This is a genomic window from Acidicapsa acidisoli, assembly GCF_025685625.1.
GTDB lineage: Bacteria > Acidobacteriota > Terriglobia > Terriglobales > Acidobacteriaceae > Acidicapsa > Acidicapsa acidisoli.
Window position 1 is genome coordinate 2,432,704 of record NZ_JAGSYI010000001.1, and the last position, 22,264, is coordinate 2,454,967.

Genomic DNA, 22,264 nt, shown 5'->3' on the forward strand with positions numbered 1-22,264 from the left:
CGTGGCGGAAGCAACTCCAGCCTCCGGCGAGAAGCCGGATCAGAAAGCTCCAGAGGCTCCTAAGAAAAGCCGTCGTGGTGTCATTTTCATTGTCCTCGGCGTTTTGATTATCGCGGCGGGCATCTTTTACTGGCGCTCCACCTTCAGCGAAGACACCGACGACGCCCAGATCAACGGCCATCTCATCCAGATCAGCTCCCGTATCAACGGGACCGTAATCAAAATCAACGTTGACGAGAACCAGTACGTCACCAAAGGCACGGTTATTGCCGAACTCGATCCGGCTGACTATCAAGTCGCAGTCGAAAACGCCGAAGCGGCTGTCGCCAGCGCCAAGGCCAATGCCGTGGCCGCAAAGGTGAACGTGCCCATCACCTCGGTCAATACCGGAACCAACCTCCAATCTGCCGGTGCCGATGTGACCGGCTCCCGCGCCTCCGTCCTTCAGGCCGAAAGCCAGTTGCGCGCGGCTCAGGCTAAAGTTGCGGAAGCCAAGGCGAATAGCGTCAAGGCCGATCAGGATCTGGAGCGCTATAAACCCCTAGTAGCGAAGGATGTCATCAGTAAACAGCAGTACGATGCCGCCGTAGCCTCAGCCGACTCCAGCAAAGCTTCGGTCGCCGACGCCGAAGCCGGCGTCCAGGCCGCCCAGGAAGCCGTCCGCGTCGCCAACCAGCGCGAGGTTCAGTCGCAGTCCTCCTACAAATATGCTGAAACTGGTCCGCAGCAGGTGGCAGCGCAAAATGCCCGCGCACAGCAGGCTTTGGCTCAGGCCGAGGGCGCTCAGGCTCAGCTCGATCAGGCCAAACTCAACCTCAGCTACACCAAGATCGTGGCCCCGGCCAACGGCATCATCACCCGTAAGACCCTTGAGCTCAATCAGAACATCTCCTCCGGCCAGAACCTGATGACCCTGGTTTCGCTCGACGACATCTGGGTCACCGCCAACTTCAAGGAGACCCAGCTCAAGCACGTCAGTGCTGGCCAGTCCGTTGAAGTAGACGTCGACGCCACAGGTAAGACCTACCACGGCAAGGTCACTCAGATTGGCGGCGCCACCGGCTCCGTTCTCTCGCTCTTCCCGCCCGAAAACGCCACAGGCAACTACGTCAAGGTCGTCCAGCGCGTCCCGGTCCGCATCGACTTCACCGATCTGGCGGACCAGGACAAAGACCATGCGCTTCGTCCTGGTCTCTCCGTCGAGCCCAAAGTGCGCGTCAAGTAATCCGTGGGCGACGCAACAGACAATTACTGTGCTGCAAAAAGGGGTGGGGCTGGAATTAGCTCCGCCCCTTTTCACCTGTCGAAGTGTTTATCCGTGCCCGGAGCTGTAGCGAACGCCCATACAAACTACTTATGGCCGTTTTGCTTTCAATGAATTAGCACTGTTGTCACACGGCGTTCAAAGAGCGTTTACGTTAGGAAACTACAACTTTCATGTCATTGCTCTCAGCATTGGCCTGGAGGTTACATGCGTAAAGTTCTTGCAGCTTCCCTATCCGCGATCCTCGTTGTCGCGACCATTCCCACCCCATCGTTCGCCGCCGATTATCGGAACGAACCCAAAACGGCGACCCCGATCAAGCATGTCGTGGTTATCTTTGGCGAAAACATCTCCTTCGACCACTATTTCGGCGCCTATCCTAAAGCGCAAAACAACGCAGGTGAAACTCCCTTCAACTACGAGCCCTCGCGGCATAGAGGGAACGACGTCGCGAACAACCTGATTACGCCGCTCGATCCCACGAAGGGCTTTGAGCCTGTAAAGGGCGTGAATCTCCTGACAGCCAATCCGAACGGGCCATCCGGCTCTGGCGCTGCATTCAACGGCGCGAGCGCAGCCAATCCGTTCCGCCTGGCTCCGACGCAGGCCGCCACCGCCGATCAGAATCATGCTCCCAAGCCCGAGCAGACTGCGTATGACAACGGCAAGGTCGACCAGTTCCCCGGCTCCACCGGAACCGCCGGCCCACCGCCGGCCGCCACGGCAACGTCCGATGCCGCTCTGACCAAGGGCCTGACCATGGGCTACTTCGACGGCAATACAGTCACAGCCATGTGGAACTACGCCAACCACTACGCGTTGAATGACAACACCTATACGTCGCAGTTTGGCCCATCCACCCCAGGAGCTATCAACCTGATCTCCGGCCAGACCAACGGCTTCGCCCAATACACCAACGTTGTCAGTGGCGGCGTCCTGCTGCATAACAGCCACGAAGTCTTCGACGGCCAGGGTGGTTTCACCCTCATCGGCGACGCTGAGCCCCTCGGTGACGTCTGCTCCAACACTTCCTCGGATAACGTCAGCTTCGCCGGCAAGAACATCGGCGACCTGCTCAACGCGAAGGGTCTCACATGGGGCTGGTTTCAGGGCGGCTTCAACCTCGAACTGACCAACCCCAACGGCACCACCGGCTGCGCTCGCTCCACACCCAATGTCGTTCCCGGTTACGGCGGTGTCGCCCAGAACGACTACGTTGAGCATCACGAGCCCTTCCAGTACTACGCTTCGACCGCCAACCTCACTCACGCACGCCCAAGCTCCCTTTCGGCCATCGGTAGCAGCTATGAGGCGAATGGTCACAAACCTGACCCAGCCAACCACCAGTACGACACCGACGACTTCTTCACCGCTCTTAATAACGGAATCCTGCCCTCGGTCACCTTCCTCAAGGCTCCTTCCTTCGAGGATGCTCACCCCGGCAACTCCGATCCCACGGACGAGCAGGCCTTCGTCGTCAACGTCATCAACGCCCTCCAGCAAAGCCCATTCTGGGAATCGACCGCCGTCGTCATCACCTATGACGACTCCGACGGCTGGTACGACCACCAGATGCCCTCCATCGTCAATCCCTCCACCAGCCCCTATGTCGACGTGCTCAACGGACCGAGCAACTGCTCCGTCGGCGCGCAACAGCCGGAAGACGGAAAGATTCCGCATCGCACTGTTCCCCTCAACGGCGTAGGCGGCCTGCCCGTCCTTGGCCGCTGCGGCTACGGCACCCGAATGCCCCTACTCGTCATCTCTCCCTGGGCGAAAGAGAACTACGTCGATCACACGCTGCTCGATCAGTCCTCCATCATCCGCTTCATCGAAGACAACTTCCTCGGTGGGGAGCGTGTCCAGCCCGGTGGCTCCTTCGATAGCATCGCCAACTCGATCGCGCCAATGTTCGATTTCGACAGCCATCGTTTCGATGCCAAGGGCGATAAGTTGATCCTCGATCCCAACACCGGCGCCATCGTCAAGCACGACAGAGGTGATAAAGACGGCCGGGACAACAAGGGTTACTGGTAGGCCTCGGTAACTCTCCTCTTCAACCCGCTGCGCGCATCTCCTCCAATGCGCGCAGCGGATTTTGCGTGATTGAAACAAAAGAACGGCATTCTGTACCTATGGACGCTTCCCGGCGAAAGCTTCTGCTCCGCGGCGCGAGACTGATGGCGACTGCGGCAGCAGGGCAGACGGGCCTGCTCGGCAACCTCGCCCTCCTTGCACAGCAGCAAACCTCGACCCCGATGCCCGCGCCCGGCATGGTCTACGAGGCCCCTGCTCCAGTTGCCGGAAACCAGACGACAACCCCGCCGCGTCCATGGCTCCATCCCGAACATCTGGCGCGATTCGTCGATCCGCTGCCTATTCCGCAGACGCTCCGCAGCACCGAGACCAAGCCGCACCCCCACCTACCTGGCGTCCAGATCCCTTACCACCGCGTTGTAATGCGCAGGGTTGAGACCAAAGTCCACCGCAATCTGCCTGAAACAAGCGTCTGGAGCTATGGCAGCTCCGCTCCAGGGCCAACCATTGAGGCCCACAAAGGCCAGCCTCTGCTGATCGAGTGGGTCAATAATCTGCCCACACAGCACTTTCTGCCCATCGACCACACCCTCCACGGCGCAGGCAAGGATCAGCCCGATGTGCGCACCGCCGTCCATGTCCACGGCGCAGTCGTTCCGCCTGAAAGCGACGGCTATCCGGAAGACTGGCAGACGCCCGGCCAGAGCATTACCGCTCTTTACCCCATGAATCAGGACGCTGCAACTCTCTGGTATCACGATCACGCCATGGGAATCGAGCGCCTCAACCAGTACGCCGGCCTTTTCGGCTTTTTCCTGGTGCGCGACGAGGCCGAAGATGCTCTTAATCTGCCGCACGGCAAGTATGAGATTCCCCTCGCCATTTGCGACCGCTTCTTCTACGCTGACGGCCAGCTACACTATCCCGATTCAGGCGACCCCGCCGCTCCATGGGTGCCGGAAATCTACGGCGACGTCATCCTCGCCAACGGCGCGATCTTTCCCTACCTTGCAGTCGAGCCGCGTCTCTATCGCGTCCGCCTGCTCAACTCCTCCAACTCCCGCGCTTATCTCTTCTCGCTCTCAAATGGCCACACCTTTCATCAGATCGGTTCCGATCAGGGACTGCTCGCCGCTCCCGTCGAACTGAAAGAGCTGATGCTCTCGCCGGCCGAGCGCGCCGACCTCTTGATCGACTTTTCCTCGCTTGCCAGCACAGAATTCACCCTCCAGGACCAGAAACTGACTATTCTGCAATTCCGCGTAAACGGTACGGAAACGTCGGCGAACCCTATCAAAGCTCCGCAACAATCCCCTCAGTTTCCAGCCATCCTGCGCACCATCGACCGCATTCCGGAGTCCGCCGCCGTCCGCACCCGAACTTTTACCCTCAACGAGTACATGCACCCACAATCCCGCATCATGCTCATGCTCTTGAATGGTCAATACTGGCATGAGCCGGTCACCGAGAAGCCGGTGCTCAACACCACCGAGATCTGGAGCCTGGTCAATACCACCCAGGACATCCATCCCATTCACCTGCACCTCGTCCGCTTCCAGATTCTCGACCGCCGTCCCTTCGACGTGGATGACTACCTCAACTACAAGAACTTCCACTACATGGGCGATGCCGCCCCACCCGAGCCTAACGAGCGTGGTTGGAAAGACACCGTCAAGGCTCATCCCGAGACCGTCACCCGAATCATCATCCCTTTCCAGGGCTACGCGGGTCGCTACGTCTGGCACTGTCATCTCCTGGAGCACGCCGCCAACGAAATGATGCGTCCTTTTGAAGTCGTCGCCGCTCCGAAGTCAACCTGATCCTTGTCTTTCGCATATCGTGCGAGACGGATCATTCACCCGCTTGCTCTACGATGGTTTTCATGAAGATTCTCTCCGCCGCCGAAATGCAGACCTGCGACCGAGTCACGATCGAGAAGTTCGGTATTCCGTCGACGGATCTCATGCGCTCTGCGGCAAGGGCGGTAGCCGACTTTACTCTGGCTCAATTTCCCGCGGCAAGACGTGTCACCATTCTCTGCGGACGAGGCAATAATGGCGGTGACGGCCTCATGACCGCTCGTCTGCTAGCTGAAGCCGGCCTCACGGTAACCACCCTGTTGCTTGGCCACCCCGAAGGCCTGAAAGGCGACGCCGCGCGGGCCTGGGCCGAACTAATGGGTTCGAATCCTTCCACCGACTCCGTTCGCGTAATCCGATCTTCGCAGGAACTCTCGGAAAGCGTCGATTCGCTATCCGCCGACCTGATCCTCGACGCAGTCGTCGGCACCGGCTTCAAGCCTCCCCTTCGGGGTCTGCCACTCGAAGCCCTCGAGTGGCTGAAATTCAGCGCCGCTCAAGCTCCCATATTGGCTATAGACCTGCCCTCCGGCTGGGACGCCGATTCGACCGCGTCCACCCAGCAAGGCCCCGTCTACCCCGCCGATGCCGTCGTCACCTTCACCGCGCCCAAGCCGGCCCACGTCTTCGGCCAACTCACCCGCAGCCTCCTTCAGCCAATCGTCGTCGCGCCCATCGGCTCACCCGAGGAAGCTGTCGTTTCCAGTCTCAATCTCCACTGGTCTGGCTCTTCCAAAGCAATCACCGACCCGCCGCGTCCGCCCGATTCGAACAAAGGCATGTACGGCCATGTCCTAGTCGTCGGTGGCAGCCCCGGCAAATCCGGCGCACCCGCGATGGCTGCTCTCGCAGCGCTGCGCACAGGAGCTGGTCTGGTCACGGCGGCGGTGACATCCTCCGTCCTTCCGCTCGTCGCCGCCATCGCGCCTGAGTTAATGACTCAGGCCCTCGTCGCAACATCCACCGGCGAAATCTCACCCGAAAATCTGTCTCCCGAAGCGCTCAAATCTCTGCTCCATCGCATTACCGTTCTGGCCATTGGTCCCGGGCTCGGAACCAGCCCCGAGGCAATCGATTTCGCCCTCGGCCTGCTCTCCCAAACGCGCCTGCCCGCCGTAGCCGACGCCGACGCGCTCAACGCCCTGGCCACGCAGCCCGATCTGCTTCGCAAGATCTCCGCAGGCCGAACTCTGGTCCTGACCCCGCACCCGGGCGAAATGTCCCGCCTCACCGGCCTGTCAACGGCCGAAATCCAGGCCAATCGCATTCAAGTAGCCCGGGACTTCGCGGTCAGGAATCAGATTATTCTGGTTCTCAAAGGCTGGCGCACCCTCATCGCCCATCCCGACGGCGCAATCGCGGTCAACACCACTGGCAACCCAGGCATGGCCAAAGGGGGCAGCGGAGATCTCCTCACCGGCATGGTCGCGAGCCTCCTGGCCCAGCACCCCAACGATCCACAGCGGGCCGTGGAAGCCGCCGTCTATCTTCACGGCCTCGCCGCCGACATCACGATCCGCCAGCCCGGAATCGGCGGCGACCAGCATACGCTGCTTGCCACGGATTCTCTCGCAAATTTGCACAGGGCTTTCCGCTATCATCCGTCAAGCATTCGCAAGTACGCCGATTCCGGCGCCAACGCCGGGTATTGTTGGCTTCAGGGGATTTCTCCAGAATTCGCCCTTCACCCCGGCTTCGACCAAAGCCCACCTCCAGGAGCGTCATGAGCAAAGTTGCCGAAACCAAGAGCGAATCCCTACAACCCGGACCTCAGACGTACGAGTACGAGTCCAAGTCCAGCGCCGGAACTATCGCCATCGGCCGCAAGCTTGCTGCTCTGCTTGCTCCGCCCCGGCTCATGATCCTGCGCGGAGATCTGGGCGCAGGTAAAACCACCCTCGTTAAAGGCATCGCCGCAGCCCTGGGCGCAGCCGAGCCGGACGAAGTCACCAGCCCGACCTTTACGCTGGTCCATGAATACGCAGGCGAGCTGGAAGGTCGTCCCGTCAAGCTCCTGCACCTAGATCTCTACCGCCTCGACGCCGAGCGCCAACTCGATTCCCTGGGTCTGGAAGAGATGCGCACGCCAGACGGCATCGTCCTTGTCGAATGGGGCGAAAAATTCAAGAGCGTCCGCAAACATGCCGACGGAGAAATCGTCGTCACTTCCGCCGGAGGAGATGCTCGCAAAATCGTCGTGACCTTGAACTGAGACAAGAGAACGGAAGCACAGGCCTCGATTCCCCTGTCGAGAATCGAGGCCTGTGCTTCTAGATTCGCGGTTAGACGGCCTCGAGTGCCTGGGCAAGATCCGCGATCAGATCTTCCTTGTCCTCAATCCCTACCGAAAGCCGCACCAGCTCCGGCGTAATTCCGATCGCCTGGCGCCGTTCTTCTGTCATGCCCGCGTGGGTCGTGGTCGCGGAGTGCGAAGCCAGCGACTCGACCCCGCCCAGCGATTCCGCATTCAGGAAAATCTTCAAAGCAGAGAGAAACCGCCCCACCGCATCCTTAGAATCCAGCTCCAGCGTCATCATGGAGCCAAATCCCTTCTGCTGCCGTGCCGCTAACTCGTGCTGTGGGTGCGACGCGAGGCCGGGATAGAAGATCTTCTGCACCTTAGGGTGAGCGGATAGAAATGCCGCCACTGCGCGCCCATTCTCGTCGTGCTGTTTCATGCGCAAAGGCAGAGTCTTGATGCCGCGCAGCACCAGAAAACACTCAAACGGCGAAAGAATGCCGCCCAGCGCCTTCTGCATCAGAATGTAACGGTCGCGATGTTCCGGCTTGGTTCCCACCAGAACTCCGCCCAATCCATCCGAATGTCCATTCAGAAACTTCGTCGTCGAGTGCATCACAATATCGGCACCCAGCGCCAGCGGACTCTGCAACACCGGCGAAAGAAACGTGTTATCCACGCTGACCTCAGCACCGGCCTTGTGCGCCAGCTCTGCGACCGCCGCGATATCGGTAAGCTGCATCAGCGGATTCGTCGGCGTCTCCACATGCACCAATTTTGTATTCGGCTTCAGCGCGGCAGCCACCGCATCCAGATTCGCGAGGTCCACATACTCGACCTCGATACCGAAATGGCAGATTACCTCGTCCAGCAATCTTGCCGTCCCGCCATACACATTGTGCGAGCAGATCAGGTGATCTCCCGCATGCAGTGGAGCCATCAGCGCCGTCAGCGCCGCCATGCCGCTGCCGAAGGCATGAGCGCTGCTTCCGCCCTCCAGCACCGCGAGCGCCTCTTCCAGCCGGTCACGCGTCGGATTGCCTGCGCGCGAGTAATCCCAGCCCTTGTCTGTGCCAATCCCGGTCAGTTCAAATGTGGAAGACAGATAGACGGGAACATTCACCGCGCCGGTCTGCGGATCAGGATACTGCCCGGCATGCACTGCAAGAGTCGAGTACTTGTATTCAGCCATAAATGAGTTAGAAAGACGATCTCCTGGTTCTTAGCTTATCGTGCCGGGCTGTGCGCACCTAAACTCCGCCATCAAAGATATTCTTCGAGAGATATCGCTCCGCCGAGTCAGGAATAATCAGCGCAATCCGTTTTCCAGCCCCCAGCTCGCCGGCCAGTTGTGCCGCGGCAAAGGCGATCGCCCCTGCGCTTGAACCTCCCAGCAATCCCTCTTCCGCCGCCAGCCGCTTCACCATCGTGAAAGCATCCTCATCGTTGACGGCGATAATGCGGTCGCAGAACTGGCGATGGAAGGTCTCCGGAATAAAGCTAACGCCGATGCCCTCCACCTTGTGCTTGCCGGGCGCGCCGCCCTGAAGGATGGAGCCTTGCGTCTCTACTGCGACATTGATCACGTCAGGATTCCGCTCCTTGAAAAAGCGCGCGATGCCTGAAAACGTGCCCCCGGTCCCGACTCCAGCGACGAAGCCGTCCACGCGGCCCTCCATCTGTTCCCAGATTTCGGCAGCGGTCGTGTCGTGGTGAAAGTCCGGATTGGATTGATTCTGAAACTGCAGCGCAACAAAGGCTCCGGGAATCGCCGCCGCAGCGTCTCTCGCGCGCCGGATCGCCCCGCCCATCCCTTCGTCCTCAGGAGTTCGCACCACTTCTGCGCCAAATCCCCGCATCAGAATGCACTTTTCCTCGGCAAATCCCTCCGGCACAAACAACAGCACTTTGTAGCCGCGATTTACGCCGATCAACGCCAGGCCCACGCCGGTATTGCCTGCGGTGGCCTCAATAATCGTGGACCCGCGATGCAGGAGACCGCGCGCTTCCGCATCCAGAATCATGCCCAAAGCCGCACGGTCCTTGATGCTCCCGCCAGGATTCAGAAACTCCAGCTTGGCAAAGAGATCCGCGTCGGAAGCAGGCGCAATCCGCCCCAGCCGCAGCATCGGCGTCGAGCCCACCAGTTGAGTGATATCGTCAGCAACGCGCAGAGCAGAGGGAATCGAACCGGCTATGGACATGCGGTCTTCAGTTTATCGCACCCGCCGTCGGTGACCTGATTGCGATCGTCCGTGCAAACTTCCCTAATGCACGATAATTTGATCTTCTCTCACGAAGTTAATCTGTGACAATCACCTTATGGCCATTACTCATCCCCCGGTATCTGAGCCGCCGCCTGTTAGGAGCCTGCATCGCGCACTTAGCCGGACCAGGGCTATCTCTCTTATAATTCTCGCCTCGCTCCTCGCACTTTGTTTAGTCTCTTTTTGGATAACACGCGACTCTATGGAGCATCTGCCCTTCCTCAAGGGACAGACTGGCGTGAATCTCACAACCGGCGAGACGAATACGCTGGTCGATCTGCGGCCGTGGCAAACCATTGAGGCTCTTGCCCCTCTGGCTGTAACGAGTGAAGAGAATGAGTATGCGCATCAGGCGGAGCGCCTGGCCGATCATGAAGTAGATCAGGCTTTTGCGTCAGCTCTGCGGTTGGCTACTGTCAGGGTGCAGGGACGGGTGCTAAGTGGGGATGCGCTTGCCCTTTCGCAAGAAGTCGCACAGCTGCAGCAACTCGTGCAGGATGACCAGGCGCAGGTTAAGAGCCTGTCGGGCGTCTCTGGCAATTCGAGCGTATCTACGAACTCTGGCGACCAGGGGAGCAGCAATGGGGGCGATCTTGAAATTGCAAAAGCCCAGTTAGGCCTGGATTCGGATCAATTGGCAGACGCGCAGCAGGATCTTGCTCGCGCCTCCGGAGATGATCGCGCGCAGATTCAGAGCGAATTGACAGAGCATGAAGCTTCGATGAAGAAGTACGACAGTGAATCGCGCGGAGATACACAGGTAGCGGTCGTCTCCGCGGCGCGGTTTGGCACGCTGGCATCACGAATAAGGGCATGGAATAGCCAACGGGCTCGCTACCGGTTGATACTTCAGGCGTTGCTGCAAGCCCAGAACGACGTTAAATCGCTCACTGTCGAGCACAATGCACTTGAATCTCAGGCAAACACGCTCGCCGTTGCCCCCGCAGCTGCGCAGGATCGTGCGACGAGGTTGGCCAGCATTCGGCAAAGAAGCGTGCAGCGCCAGCTGTTAAGTCTTTATGACGATCGCATCCAGACGCAGCAGCAACTCGCCGCCGTATACGAGAAGTGGGCGGCACAGGTGCTTTTGCAGCACCGCATTGTCATGCACCTGATGTTGGGGTCGATGGCGTTAATCGCTTTCGTCCTCATTAGCGTCATTGTTGGAGATGCGCTGGTGGTGCGGCTGATGGCTCGACCTGGACTGGACCGGCGGAGAATGCAGACGCTCCGCACGATCTTACAACTGGGGATACAGTTCGTCGGTATTCTAGCTGTCTTGTTAGTTGTATTCGGATCGCCGGAGCAGATGCCTACGATTCTGGGCCTGGCTACCGCGGGCTTCACTGTAGTTATGCAGGACTTTATTATCGCTTTCTTCGGATGGTTTGTCTTGATGGGTAAGCATGGCATTCGGGTTGGAGATTGGGTAGAGATCAATGGTGTAGGCGGAGAGGTGACGGAAATTGGTCTCTTCCGGACAACAATGCTTGAAACAGGGAACTGGACAGATAAGGGGCATCCAACTGGGCGAAGAGTCACCTTTATTAACAGCTTTGCGATTCGGGGACAGTATTTCAACTTTTCTACTACCGGGCAATGGATGTGGGATGAGATTTCAGTAAGTGTGCCCGCGTCGGATGATGCCTATGCCATGGTGGATAGCATCCATGCGGTTGTGCAGCGGGAAACAGAGAAAGATGCCCGGGTTGCGGAGGGGGAGTGGAAACGGGGCACGCGCCAGGATGGCTTGAGCCAATTTACCGCCGATCCGACCGTCAGCCTGCGTCCTTCAGGAGCCGGCATCGACATTCTGGTGCGCTATGTTACACGTGCTTCCGACCGGTTTGAAATGCGGAATCGTCTTTGCCAAAAGGTAATTGACGTACTACATCCGCCGAACGTGGCGGCCGAAGCGGAAAATGTGAGTCCCAGTTGATCTTGCTGTAACGGAGTCTCCCGGATTTAAGTGGATGGCCCAGCCGGTTATTTTCTGCCCCAGGTTTCGCGGCTAAATATTGAGTCCACATTGCGGGCGGACAGAACCCGGCGGGCCGAACCGTCCCTGCCAGAGGCATGCGAATGGCTTCCGTCTGCAGCTTCCTCCTCTTATGGAAGCCTGTAAACGGACGTATCTGCCAGGCCTGCCGGGTATACGGGAGGTTACACTTCCGAATCGCGACGGATTGGCAATGCTGTAATTCCGCGAAGTTACGGTCGGCGCTAACTTGGCAATGAACTTGCTACTACCAAGCAACAGAAGCCAGGGCTGGGCTGCGAATTCTCATCTCCCAGCTCGTTTCTAGCGTGAGGAGAGTTCTATGCTGGGTCGTTTTTGCTTGAGGGCGTTGCTTTTGGCCAGCCTCGCAGTGCCATTTATCGGATGTGGCAGTAGTACCACCGTGGATTCCATTCAGGTGACTCCAGCGACTGTATCGCTGGCAACGGGCACCACGGCGCAACTCACGGCCACTGGGACGTACGGCCACGGAAGCCATCCCTCTTCCAGCCAGAACATAACCAGCGCGGTCAGCTGGAACTCCAGCGCCACGTCCGTCGCGACCGTCAGCCCCGCCGGAGTGGTAACCGGCGTGGGTGCGGGCACAACGACGATTACGGCCAGTACCCAGGGCTTTGGTGGCCTGATCACCAGTAACGAGGCGTCCATCACGGTCACCGGTGGCGGCACTGGCCCAACGAGCAGCACCCTGACCTCGCTTGCCATCATTCCCGGCACCCAATCGGTTGCATCCCCTGGCCAAACCAGCCAGTTCATCGCCATTGGAACGACTTCCTCGGGCGCTACAGAGAATTTAACTGGCTCGGTGGTCTGGAGTTCCAGCAGTGCACAGGTTGCAACGATCAGCGTCGGCGGGCTCGCCACCGGAGTGAGCCAGGGTACTACTACCATTACGGCCATAGCGACCAACTCTGACAAGACTGTCGTTACGGGTACTGCGACCTTCACCGTGACGGGCGGGACATCCGAACCGTTCACCGCAATCACTATCAGCCCGGCTGCGGAAACGCTCTCTGCAACGGGTCAAACCGGGCAGTTTACCGCGATTGCAACTGCCAGCGGCGGGCTTAATCAAGATGTAACAAACTCGCCACAGGTTAAGTGGAGTTCTAGCATTCCTACGATCGCGACGGTCACAACTAGTCCTGCTCCGTCAGCGGGGACGGTTGCGGGAGTTAGCCCGGGCTCAACAGTGATCACGGCGACGCTGACCAATCCCGATGGGACCGTATTGACGGCGAACGCCGCCATTTCGGTAACTGCATCCTCGCAGGCGGAGCCGTTGCTTTCCATCACCATCTTGCCGACTTCAGTTTCTACCGGCAACCTGTATGGTACGACGCAATTCCTCGCCTATGGAACCTTCTCCACTCCACCAACGGTGCAGGATATTACGAACGGTATCACCCGGGACGGGTTCACTTCGCCGGTGTACTGGATTTCCGATCTGCAAACCGAATTTCCAGTCACGACAGCATCGGGTCCTCTGACTTACCCGCCCAGTACTCCGCTGACCGACGGCGGCCTCGTCACCGCGTATGCGACCGGGAACACGAGCATTTACGTGACGGCAACGAACCCGGACGGAACCCTTGTGTACAGCCCGGCAGTGACCTTCGCTTGCCCGTACATAGCGCCAACACCGACGAATGTAGGATCGTGCAACAATGAAACTATCGCAGATCCCCTGCTGGTGACTCTGACTGTTTTCAATGCCGGCCTGAATCCGAATGTTACGGGTAACTGGCTAGTCACAGCCCCGTCTGCCACGGGCACCCCCGACGTCATCCACTGCGGACCTGGCTACGCTGCGGCTGGCTTCACCTCCTCGGTTTGCTCGGCGCCATACCCGATTGGCGCCACAATCACTTTGACTGCTCCAGCCCAGAAAGGGGTCGCGTTCGGCGGATGGTCGTACAACTGTGCCGCAACCGTGCCCATAAACGCAGCTGGACCAAACAGCTGCTCGGTTATTGTCGGAAACGACACATCTACTACCAACCCTACCTCCAACGTATCGGTGGGAGCAATCTTCAACTAAAAACATAACTTATAACGAAAACCGCCGGTCAGGTCTGCTTTCCTGACCGGCGGTTTGTCTTCCGGCAACAATTCAGCGCACCTCAATCCGGAATATGCAGCACCAGAATCGGGCAGGAAGCCTCCGCAATAACCTGCGTAGCTATGCCGCGCTGCAGCCGCGTCGCCGCGTGGGAGCAGGCATGCGCTCCGATCACAATGAAGTCGGAGTTTCTCTCTCTCGCCTCGGAGACAATCGTCGCACACGGCGAATGGAGCGCTGGCACAGCCTGAAGCGCCGCGACTGGAGTATCGCCCTCCGGCAAAATCTTTGTGATCGCCTTCTCAAAGTCCTCCCGAGTTTTGCTTGAGTGCTTCGGAGTTCGAGGCTCTACATGAAGGAGCGTGAAGGCGGCTTCGTACTGCCGCGCCAGCCGCCACGCAAAAATCGCAGCGTCGGCGGACTCGGGGCGGAGATCGCTGGCGCAGAGGATATTGTGCGGATGCCACTCCTGTTCCGGCGCAGGACGGGCTTTCGGGCCGACAACCATCACCGGGCAGCCGGCAGTGCGTAGCAGGACTTCGGAATCGCAGCCGAAGAGAAGGCGCTCGATTCCGGAGTTGATGTCGGCCCCCAGCACAATTAGATCGCTGCATGCCTGTTGGGAGCAGCATGGAATCTCTTCCTGAAGTAGCCCGCTGAGCGCCAGCGTTCGCGCGTTGATGCCCTCGGTTCGCAGCTTGACGCCTATTTGTTCCAACTGCTGAATTTCTTTGTTTTGTGCGGCTTCCAAGTGATACCACGCGGCTTCGGGAACGGCCATGGGGCTGACCGGCTGCGTTACGTGGGCGAGGATCAGTTCCGCTCCGTGTCGCTGAGCAATGCGGCGGGCGTACCCCAAGGCAAGGTTCGACAACGGGAAGAAATCGATTGGCACCACCAGACGATCAAGCTTGATTCTGGCGGGAGTTGCGGTGGGTACGGAAGCAGCCATGGCGCCCTCCTGACCTGTTATTCGCGGTGCTGTGGCACTGTTACAAATTTCTCAATTGCAGCAACAATAGTACGAATTCCGCGCGATGGGAAGGCCGCGTTTGCAACGCCGAGTCACGACCTTGCATCTGCTTCCCCAGGCTGGATATCTTAGTGAGGCGAGTCAAGCAATTCGCCAATCGAGCAATTCCCCAAAAGAGGTTCATGGACGTTCTAAAGCGGCTTTTCGAGCAGTATTACCAGTTACCGGCCGAAGAGGTTCAGCCGCTACAAGGTGAGCTTGGTGGATCGGGACGCGCCATCGTCCGATTGACCGGCGGACCATTCAGCGCCATCGGCATTCTCTATTCCGTGCACGAGGAGAACGTCGCCTTCCTCGAATTCTCCAGGCATTTTCGCCGGCGTGGATTGCCTGTCCCACAAATTTACGCGGAGGCTTTGAGTGAAGGCGCCTATCTGGAAGAAGACCTAGGAGACACGACGCTCTTTCAGTTCCTCAGCGCCAACCGCACGGGCGCGGTCATCGCTCCGCCAGCGGTCGAAGCATATCGCAAAGTGGTGGCGGCATTGCCGCGTTTTCAAGTCGAAGCGGGCCGCGATTTGAATTACAAAGTCTGTTATCCGCGCGCCAGCTTCGACCGCCAGTCCATCGCCTGGGATCTGAACTACTTCAAGTACTATTTTCTCCGGCTCTCCGGAGTGCCGTTTAACGAACAGGCGCTGGAGCATGATTTCAGCCGTTTGACCAAGCTTCTGCTGGGCGCGAACCATGACTATTTTCTGTATCGGGATTTCCAGTCGCGCAATGTGATGCTGCGCGACGGACAGCCATTTTTTCTCGACTATCAGGGCGGCCGCAAAGGCGCACTGCAATACGACATTGCCTCGCTTCTCTACGATGGCAAGGCCGATCTTCCGCCAGAGCTGCGCCAGGAACTGCTCGATCATTACCTCGATTGCCTTTCCAATTACATTGACGTCGATCGCGCAGCCTTCATGGAGCACTACTACGCCTACGTGTACATCCGCATCCTGCAGGCTTTGGGCGCATACGGTTTCCGGGGCTTCTACGAACGCAAGGCGCACTTCCTGCAGAGCGTGCCCTACGCGCTCAAAAACCTGCGCTGGCTCGCCCACAACGTCAAGCTGCCTGTTGCCCTTCCCGCTCTCATGGACGCGGTGAATGCCATGCTGGCGTCCGATAAACTCCAGGGTCTTGCATCCTCCGCCGACAAATTGACGGTACGCATCTTCAGTTTCTCCTTCCACCGTCAAGCTCCCACGGATGACTCCGGCAATGGGGGCGGATTTGTCTTCGATGGCCGCAGTCTTCCAAATCCCGGCAGGGAAGAACAGTTCCGCCCGCTGACCGGCAAGGACGCGCCGGTAATCGACTATCTCAATCAGCAGGAGAGCGTGCACCACTTCTTTTCCAGCGTTCTATCCCTCGTGGATGCAAGCGTAAGCAGTTATCAGGCGCGCGGCTTCAAGAACCTCATGGTCTCCTTCGGTTGCACCGGTGGCCAGCACCGCTCCGTCTACCTGGCGGAGAAGCTGGCAAGGCACCTGCGCCGCAGCGGCGGCGTGGAAGTGGTTCTCCGTCACATTGAGCTGGAGAAGATGGGCAAGTGAGGGCAATGATCCTGGCCGCCGGCCTCGGCACGCGCCTGCGGCCGCTCACAGATGACCGTCCGAAGGCGCTCGTGGAAGTTGCGGGTCATACGCTCCTTGAGATAGCTCTCAACCGCTTGCGGACCTTCGGCGTGCGCGATGTGATCGTCAATGCGCATCACTACGCCGACAAGATGATCGAGTATCTGAAGGCCAACGCCAACTTCGGGATGCGAATCGAAATCTCTCGCGAGGAAGTATTGCTAGATACAGGTGGCGGCCTCAAGAAAGCCGCGCATTTCTTCCTTGAAACGGACGAAAACTCGCGAGAGCCATTCCTTCTGCATAATGTCGATGTGATCAGCACGATCGATCTCGCTCGCATGATGCAGTTCCATCGAGCGAATGATGCGCTCGCTACGCTTGCGGTTCAGGCTCGGGAGACTTCGCGGTATCTGCTCTTTGACGACCGAGGCGAGCTCTGCGGCCGTCAAACCGTGAGCGCGGCGAGTGAGGAAGCCGAATTGGTGCGGATTGCTGAAGATGCGGAGCCATTGGCATTTTCAGGGATCCACGTCATCTCACCGCGCCTTTTCTCGAAAATGGAAGAGGACGGCGTATTTTCCATTATTTCCACGTACCTGCGCCTCGCGGCCCGCGAAGAAAAAATCCTCGCTTTTCGCGCGGACGATTCGTATTGGCGCGACCTGGGCAGGCCGGAGCACATTCTGCAGGCAGCCGAGGATATCCGCGACGGGCGGTATTCACTGGCTTGAGGATGCCGGTTTGGGTGTGTTCTTGACGCTTGGGAAGTAGCCCGTGCGGGTGCGGACGTTGAGCTTGCCCTCACCCTTGGCTTGCGCAATCACCGTCACCTTGCGGAATCCGGGTTGACTTGTCGGTTTGGTGCTGTGGTAGGCGAGGGTGTATTGGCTTCGGATATCTCGGGCTACCTCCGCGGCTATCTGATCAACCTGGTCCAGGGACTTCGGGAAGAAAGCGATTCCGCCGGTTTCGCCGGAGAGCATCTCCAGCGCGCGTCGCGCGTGGCGCACTTCGCCCCGGGACATTTCGTCGCCAAAGAGGAGGCCGATTGAGTAAATGACAGGCCCCGAAAGCTGCTGGACCCGACGGATGGCCTGTTCGAGGTTCAGAGTGCTGGCGTTGTCTTCGCCGTCGGTGATGATGACGATGACTTGCTTGGGGCGATGGGCGTCGGCGGCAAGTTTATCCGCGGACGCGACGACGGCGTCGTAGAGGGCGGTGCCGCCGCGGGACTCGATGTGGCCGAGGCCGTCCTTGAGCTTGTTGGGGTCGGAGGTGAGGTCCTGGTCGATGTAGGCGTCGTCGGCGAAGTTGACGACGAAGGCTTCGTCTTTCGGATTGGAGGCGAGGATCAGGTCGAGCGAGGATTTGTTCACCGACGGGCGCTTCTTGTACATCGAACCGGAGTTGTCGATCACCAGGCCAATTGAGACTGGGATATCGGCATGCTGGAAGCTGAGGAGGTTTTGCTGGACGCCGTCCTCGAGTACGCGAAAATCATTCCGCTTTAGGTCCTGGACAATCTGACCATGGCCGTCGAGTACCGTCACGTTGAGCGAGACTTCCTCCACGTCGGCACGGACGACGAAGCTGCCGCCTTCCTTGGAGACCTCGCCTGTCGTGGGCTTGGTGACGTCGGCGTCGGGTGATCGAACCGGGTCGCGGTCGACGGTGAGGGGCGCGGGGTGCTGCGCTGTTGATTGCGCTGTCAGGGCGTCGCTCGGAAAAAAGAGCAGTGGCGCCGCGAGCACGATCATCCCGCATCTCAGCAGCGAGAAGCGAGGCGCACCGTTCCTCCAGGTTTTGGAATGCGAAATGTTGAGCACCCGGAGTTGTGGCGAACTGGACGAAGTCGAATTAGTGGAGCGGCGCATAGTAACCGGTACGGGCATGGACAGTCAGGGGAGGCAGGCCCTGCGGTGGCACCAGCTTCACCTTCACTTTACGCCACTTACCGTCGCGTTGCATGGAAGTTGGGTGATAACCGAGCACATACTGGTTGCGGAGTTCGGTGGAAATCTTGATGGCGATGTCGCCCATATCGGCCAGGTCGTCTACGCGGAACATGCGCCCGCCGGTCTCTTCGCTCAGGTCATTCAATAAAACCGGCCCCATGCGCTCCTCCGTTGTGGGGGCATAGGGATCGAAAATGCCAATGGAGTAGATTTCGACGTCGGATTCTCGCACCTGTGCTTTGACTTCCCCTTCGGTGTATCGTGAGCGGTTGTCGCCGCCGTCGGAGACAACGAGCAGGGCCTTGCGCTCGTGCTTGGCGGTCTTCATCTTGTCCATACCGTAATAGATGGCGTCGAGCAGGGCTGTGCGATGGCCGGCGCGGACGGTCTGGAGGCGCGCCTCGATATCTTCGACGGAACCGGTGAAGTCCTCGATCAACTCGGGGCGGTCATTGAAGCCGATGACGAAAAATTCATCCTGCGGATTCGCGGTCTTCATAAACTGCAGGATCGAATCGCGGGCGCGTATCAGCTTGGAAGTCATGGAGCCGGAAAGATCCATGATGATGCCGATCGAGACAGGCGCGTCTTCGCAGGAAAAAGTCTTGATCTTCTGCTGGCTGTTGTTTTCGTAGACGAAGAAGTCGTTCTGTTCCAGGCCCGTGACGAGGCGGTTCATTGGGTCGGTGATCGTGACCGGCACCAGGACCAGGTCGACGTTCATGGCGATGCGGGAGCCGGGGGACATTTTTAAGGCGTCGGTTCCGGTAAGCGCCGGGGCCTCAGCGCCAGCTGGAGCTCCAGTGGCTGGCGCAGCCGCGGCAGGAGGGACGGGAACATGGACTTTGTTGAGCGGATCGTCCTGTGAGTGTGCCAATTGGGGAACGGCCGCCAGAAGCAGCAGCGAGGCGCAGGCCCAGTAGCAATTGAGGGAATTTTTTTCGCGGCGCCCAAGCGATCCCAAAGAAGACGTCGTGTTGATTTGCGTTGAGTTGTGGAAAGCGAGTGTCTTCATCGTCTGCCCCTGATTGTGGAGAGGATGTTAGCACGATTGAGCATCGTTAGTTGTATCGGAAATGTCATCGCCTTTTGCGATATGGAACCGAAATATATCTCTCCATGATTGGAACGCACGAGAAGCAATCTGGATTCGAACCAAACCAGTTAAGTAGCGCCAACGCTCCGACGGCTCTGGGATACAATCGAGCGAAGGTTGACAGCCTTGGACATTGACCTCCCTTGTCATAAACCTTGTCTTGAAGCTTGTCATGAATTTGGCAATGAATCCTGTCATGAAAGCTACGGCATCTCAGATGACTTGGACATATCCACTTTACGGCTGGCGCTGCTGTCCGGTTAGCGTTTTTTGTGCCTGTCAGAGGCATCGGGTGCAGCGGGGGCAGCAGGTGGGAGTAGCAGCGATTTGACCCCTATTTTCAAGCACATGCTGAATCGCGTTGCGCTCTGTTTTATTGCCGCCGGCGTGGCAGGGACGCTAATTTGTTCGGGACTCGGCCAGCGTCCGGCAGGTTCCGTCGGCCAGAGCGTTCCCGCACCGCTGCAAAAGACCGCTCCCCCCGCACGGTTTGTGGTCGTGGTGGATGCCGCGCATGGCGGGGATGACGGCGGAGGCCAGCTTGGCGCTTCCGTCGCCGAGAAGACCGTGACGCTGGCGCTGAGCGTGCGGCTGCGCTCTCTCCTGACGGCGCGAGGATTCACGGTAGTGACCACTCGCGAGGGAAATGTGAACCTGAACAGCGACGCGAGGGCGCAGATCGCAAACCATGCCACAGCGGCCACAACAGCCTCGGGTGGCGCGGCTTGCCTCAGCCTCCATGCCTCCGAGGCTGGATCAGGGGTGCATATATTTGTTACTTCGCTCGCTCCGGCCCAGTCAGCGCGATTTCTGGCATGGAAGACGGCGCAATCGGCATACGTCGCCCGAAGCCTGAAGCTGGCCGGGACGGTCAACAGCGCCTTCGAGCACAGTTCCCCTCCAACCGAGGGTGAGAACAGCGACGCAAATGCCGGGCCGATTCCGGCGACGCTCGCGCGGGCTTCTCTGCCGGGCGTCGATAGCATGACCTGTCCGGCAGTGGCCATCGAGGTTGCGCCCATTCGCGGCGCAGACCGGAAGGTGGTGACCGACGTGACCGACCCGCAGTATCAGACGCAGATCGTGGAGACGCTGGCTGCTGCCCTGCTGGAATGGAAGACGGACGAGGAGACAGATTCCCGGCCCGACTCGCGGCCAGACTCGCATTTGGTCGGAGGACGGCTGCCATGATTCCGCGCTATCAAAAGATTGTCTTCGTGGTGTTGCTGGTGGTTTCAATCGTCATGGGCACGATCCTCGTGCGTCTGCGGGAACAGGCGCATGATCGCCTCCTGAAAGGCGAAGATCTCGCGCCGACGGTAGCCCCGGCGGTGGCTCCGGCCGAGCAGGCCACTCTAGTTGTGGCTAATGATTCCGATGGCACCCTCGTCGAAGAAGCGCAGTCGCTGCCGCTTCCCAGGGACGCCGAGGCGCGGGCGAGAGCCTTGTTGGATAAACTGCTTGAGATGTATGCTGGCGCGGGTTCCCTGCATCCGGTCCCCGGCGCTCCCAAGGCGGTGTTGCAGGTCTTTCTGTTACCTGTCGCTCGCGCCTCGGAGGCGAAACTCCCAAACGGCGGACAATTGGCGGTAGTAGATCTGGCCGGGGCGTTTGCGGATGGACATCCATCCGGTATCTTGACCGAGTCTCTGACCGTGGAGTCGATCTGTGGCACTCTGCGCGCAAATCTGCCGCAGATTACCGAGGTTCGCTTTCTGGTTGACGGGCAGCCGAGGGCGACACTGGCGGGCCATGCCGACCTGACGCGGACCTATCTGACGGCGGATTCGCTGGCAAGTGCAGGAACCACCAGCAACCCTGTACCCCAGCCTTGAACCGGTCTTGAACCTGCTTTAAACCAGCCTTGAATCAGATTTGAACAACCATGGACGATGGAGAGAAATGCGTGAATAGTCGCGAGGAAAGGACGGAAGGAACTGGTTCCGGGCCGGTAATTGGAGTCTTTGATTCTGGATTCGGCGGTCTCACCGTGCTCAAAGCGCTCCTGTGGCGGATGCCCGGCGCGCGATTTGTCTTCCTGGGAGATACTGCCCGTCTGCCCTACGGCTCCAAGTCCCGCCGGACAATTGCACGGTACGCGGCCGAGAGCGCACGCTTCCTGGTGAACCAGCAGGGCGCGGAGTTTCTCGTGATTGCCTGCAACACAGCCAGCGCGCTCGCGTTGGATGCTATTCAGGAAGCGGTGCCGATCCCGGTGCTTGGCGTGATCGAGCCTGGGGCCGCTGCCGCTGCGCTGGCTTCGAAAACAAAAGATGTTTTGGTCATCGCCACCGAGGCTACGGTCGCGAGCCATGCCTATGCGGCGGCCTGCCGGACGCGGGGCTTGCGCGCAGTTGAAAAAGCCTGTCCGCTACTTGTCCCACTCGTGGAAGAGGGATGGATCGAACATCCGGTCACTGCCGAGGTGGCCAGAATTTACCTGAATGAAGTACTGGAGGAGGCTGCGGCTGCGCGGCAATCTCCGGATACGCTCGTGCTCGGCTGCACGCATTATCCGCTCCTGCGCGGCTTGCTTGAGCGCGAGATTCTCGAACTGTCCACGTCAACCGCAATTCGGGTCATCGATTCGGCCGAGGCGACGGCCGAGGCTGCGTCGCAACTGGTCGCTGAGGTCTCAAAAGCTGGAGCTGGCTCCAGAACTGAGTTATCCGCATCCGGAAGTCCCGGAAATCCATCCATCCACTGCTTCGCGACCGATTCCGTGGAGAAGTTTGAGCGCCTGGGCTCGCGGTTTCTTGGCCTGCAGGTAGGAAAAGTCGAACTGGTCGACCTGGGCGGTTAGGAATTTCCATTGCGAGAGGTGGGACGATTGCCAGTCGGCTGAAACCTTGGCGTTA

The 22,264-nt window shown here is 59.1% G+C and carries 17 protein-coding genes; 12 read left to right on the forward strand and 5 right to left on the reverse strand.

Annotated features, from left to right (window positions below; all coding sequences use genetic code 11):
* The first annotated feature begins 1 nt into the window (after window position 1).
* The 5 genes from OHL23_RS09755 to tsaE all read left to right on the forward strand — a co-directional run bounded on the left by OHL23_RS09755 (window position 2) and on the right by tsaE (window position 7,372).
* Window positions 2-1,225: an HlyD family secretion protein gene (locus tag OHL23_RS09755; protein WP_263351590.1), complete on the forward strand. Its 1,224-nt coding sequence runs from the start codon at window positions 2-4 to the stop codon at window positions 1,223-1,225.
* A 246-nt stretch (window positions 1,226-1,471) separates the two neighbouring features.
* Window positions 1,472-3,301, forward strand: a complete 1,830-nt coding sequence (locus OHL23_RS09760) for a phospholipase C (protein ID WP_263351591.1) — start codon at window positions 1,472-1,474, stop codon at window positions 3,299-3,301.
* A gap of 143 nt (window positions 3,302-3,444) precedes the next feature.
* Complete coding sequence (locus tag OHL23_RS09765) at window positions 3,445-5,121, forward strand: multicopper oxidase family protein (RefSeq protein WP_263351592.1); 1,677 nt, start codon at window positions 3,445-3,447, stop codon at window positions 5,119-5,121.
* Window positions 5,122-5,183: 62 nt separating this feature from the next.
* A complete protein-coding gene (locus tag OHL23_RS09770; protein WP_263351593.1) occupies window positions 5,184-6,887 on the forward strand; it encodes an NAD(P)H-hydrate dehydratase in 1,704 nt (567 codons plus the stop codon).
* Window positions 6,884-7,372, forward strand: a complete 489-nt coding sequence (gene tsaE, locus OHL23_RS09775) for a tRNA (adenosine(37)-N6)-threonylcarbamoyltransferase complex ATPase subunit type 1 TsaE (RefSeq protein ID WP_263351594.1) — start codon at window positions 6,884-6,886, stop codon at window positions 7,370-7,372. Before OHL23_RS09770 ends, tsaE begins: the two co-directional genes overlap by 4 nt.
* Window positions 7,373-7,442: 70 nt before the next feature.
* On the opposite strand, the gene OHL23_RS09780 is transcribed toward tsaE, so the two are convergent.
* Window positions 7,443-8,591 carry a trans-sulfuration enzyme family protein gene (locus OHL23_RS09780; protein WP_263351595.1) on the reverse strand — a complete coding sequence of 383 codons (1,149 nt, stop codon included), beginning with the start codon at window positions 8,589-8,591 and terminating at the stop codon, window positions 7,443-7,445.
* Window positions 8,592-8,649: 58 nt separating this feature from the next.
* Window positions 8,650-9,603, reverse strand: a complete 954-nt coding sequence (locus OHL23_RS09785) for a PLP-dependent cysteine synthase family protein (RefSeq protein ID WP_263351596.1) — start codon at window positions 9,601-9,603, stop codon at window positions 8,650-8,652.
* A gap of 265 nt (window positions 9,604-9,868) precedes the next feature.
* Between OHL23_RS09785 and OHL23_RS09790 the strand changes: the two genes are divergently transcribed.
* Window positions 9,869-11,605, forward strand: coding sequence for a mechanosensitive ion channel domain-containing protein (locus OHL23_RS09790; RefSeq protein WP_263351597.1), 1,737 nt, complete (start codon window positions 9,869-9,871; stop codon window positions 11,603-11,605).
* A gap of 382 nt (window positions 11,606-11,987) precedes the next feature.
* The gene (locus OHL23_RS09795; RefSeq protein ID WP_263351598.1) at window positions 11,988-13,727 is read left to right on the forward strand and encodes an Ig-like domain-containing protein; all 1,740 of its coding nucleotides are present in this window, start codon (window positions 11,988-11,990) and stop codon (window positions 13,725-13,727) included.
* An 82-nt stretch (window positions 13,728-13,809) separates the two neighbouring features.
* Here the strand turns inward: OHL23_RS09795 and OHL23_RS09800 are convergent, their stop codons facing one another.
* Entirely contained in the window at window positions 13,810-14,700 is an 891-nt protein-coding gene (locus tag OHL23_RS09800; RefSeq protein ID WP_263351599.1) for a universal stress protein, read from the reverse strand.
* Between the two features lie 203 nt (window positions 14,701-14,903).
* On the opposite strand from OHL23_RS09800, the gene OHL23_RS09805 reads away from it, so the two are divergent.
* Both OHL23_RS09805 and OHL23_RS09810 read left to right on the forward strand, forming a co-directional pair.
* Complete coding sequence (locus OHL23_RS09805) at window positions 14,904-16,331, forward strand: RapZ C-terminal domain-containing protein (protein ID WP_263351600.1); 1,428 nt, start codon at window positions 14,904-14,906, stop codon at window positions 16,329-16,331.
* 5 nt (window positions 16,332-16,336) lie between these two features.
* Entirely contained in the window at window positions 16,337-17,086 is a 750-nt protein-coding gene (locus tag OHL23_RS09810) for a nucleotidyltransferase family protein (RefSeq protein ID WP_263351759.1), read from the forward strand.
* On the opposite strand, the gene OHL23_RS09815 is transcribed toward OHL23_RS09810, so the two are convergent.
* Together OHL23_RS09815 and OHL23_RS09820 are read right to left on the reverse strand one after the other, a co-directional pair.
* Entirely contained in the window at window positions 17,075-18,112 is a 1,038-nt protein-coding gene (locus tag OHL23_RS09815; RefSeq protein ID WP_263351601.1) for a VWA domain-containing protein, read from the reverse strand. The genes OHL23_RS09810 and OHL23_RS09815 overlap by 12 nt on opposite strands.
* A gap of 100 nt (window positions 18,113-18,212) precedes the next feature.
* Window positions 18,213-19,325, reverse strand: coding sequence for a VWA domain-containing protein (locus OHL23_RS09820; protein WP_263351602.1), 1,113 nt, complete (start codon window positions 19,323-19,325; stop codon window positions 18,213-18,215).
* A 408-nt stretch (window positions 19,326-19,733) separates the two neighbouring features.
* On the opposite strand from OHL23_RS09820, the gene OHL23_RS09825 reads away from it, so the two are divergent.
* From OHL23_RS09825 to murI, 3 genes are all read left to right on the forward strand, one after another.
* Window positions 19,734-20,597 carry an N-acetylmuramoyl-L-alanine amidase gene (locus OHL23_RS09825; protein ID WP_263351603.1) on the forward strand — a complete coding sequence of 288 codons (864 nt, stop codon included), beginning with the start codon at window positions 19,734-19,736 and terminating at the stop codon, window positions 20,595-20,597.
* Window positions 20,594-21,241 carry a GerMN domain-containing protein gene (locus OHL23_RS09830; protein WP_263351604.1) on the forward strand — a complete coding sequence of 216 codons (648 nt, stop codon included), beginning with the start codon at window positions 20,594-20,596 and terminating at the stop codon, window positions 21,239-21,241. The genes OHL23_RS09825 and OHL23_RS09830 overlap by 4 nt, the downstream gene beginning before the upstream one ends.
* Before the next feature lie 71 nt (window positions 21,242-21,312).
* Window positions 21,313-22,209, forward strand: a complete 897-nt coding sequence (gene murI / locus OHL23_RS09835) for a glutamate racemase (RefSeq protein WP_263351605.1) — start codon at window positions 21,313-21,315, stop codon at window positions 22,207-22,209.
* Window positions 22,210-22,264 lie beyond the last annotated feature (55 nt).

What these genes read in the sequence shown, in the direction of transcription:
- OHL23_RS09760 (WP_263351591.1), top strand. Translation starts at nt 1,472, where the DNA reads ATGCGTAAAGTTCTTGCAGCTTCCCTATCCGCGATCCTCGTTGTCGCG.
- OHL23_RS09765 (WP_263351592.1), top strand. Translation starts at nt 3,445, where the DNA reads ATGGCGACTGCGGCAGCAGGGCAGACGGGCCTGCTCGGCAACCTCGCC.
- OHL23_RS09770 (WP_263351593.1), top strand. Translation starts at nt 5,184, where the DNA reads ATGAAGATTCTCTCCGCCGCCGAAATGCAGACCTGCGACCGAGTCACG.
- tsaE (WP_263351594.1), top strand. Translation starts at nt 6,884, where the DNA reads ATGAGCAAAGTTGCCGAAACCAAGAGCGAATCCCTACAACCCGGACCT.
- OHL23_RS09780 (WP_263351595.1), bottom strand. Translation starts at nt 8,591, where the DNA reads ATGGCTGAATACAAGTACTCGACTCTTGCAGTGCATGCCGGGCAGTAT.
- OHL23_RS09785 (WP_263351596.1), bottom strand. Translation starts at nt 9,603, where the DNA reads ATGTCCATAGCCGGTTCGATTCCCTCTGCTCTGCGCGTTGCTGACGAT.
- OHL23_RS09790 (WP_263351597.1), top strand. Translation starts at nt 9,869, where the DNA reads ATGGAGCATCTGCCCTTCCTCAAGGGACAGACTGGCGTGAATCTCACA.
- OHL23_RS09795 (WP_263351598.1), top strand. Translation starts at nt 11,988, where the DNA reads ATGCTGGGTCGTTTTTGCTTGAGGGCGTTGCTTTTGGCCAGCCTCGCA.
- OHL23_RS09800 (WP_263351599.1), bottom strand. Translation starts at nt 14,700, where the DNA reads ATGGCTGCTTCCGTACCCACCGCAACTCCCGCCAGAATCAAGCTTGAT.
- OHL23_RS09805 (WP_263351600.1), top strand. Translation starts at nt 14,904, where the DNA reads ATGGACGTTCTAAAGCGGCTTTTCGAGCAGTATTACCAGTTACCGGCC.
- OHL23_RS09810 (WP_263351759.1), top strand. Translation starts at nt 16,337, where the DNA reads ATGATCCTGGCCGCCGGCCTCGGCACGCGCCTGCGGCCGCTCACAGAT.
- OHL23_RS09815 (WP_263351601.1), bottom strand. Translation starts at nt 18,112, where the DNA reads ATGATCGTGCTCGCGGCGCCACTGCTCTTTTTTCCGAGCGACGCCCTG.
- OHL23_RS09820 (WP_263351602.1), bottom strand. Translation starts at nt 19,325, where the DNA reads ATGAAGACACTCGCTTTCCACAACTCAACGCAAATCAACACGACGTCT.
- OHL23_RS09830 (WP_263351604.1), top strand. Translation starts at nt 20,594, where the DNA reads ATGATTCCGCGCTATCAAAAGATTGTCTTCGTGGTGTTGCTGGTGGTT.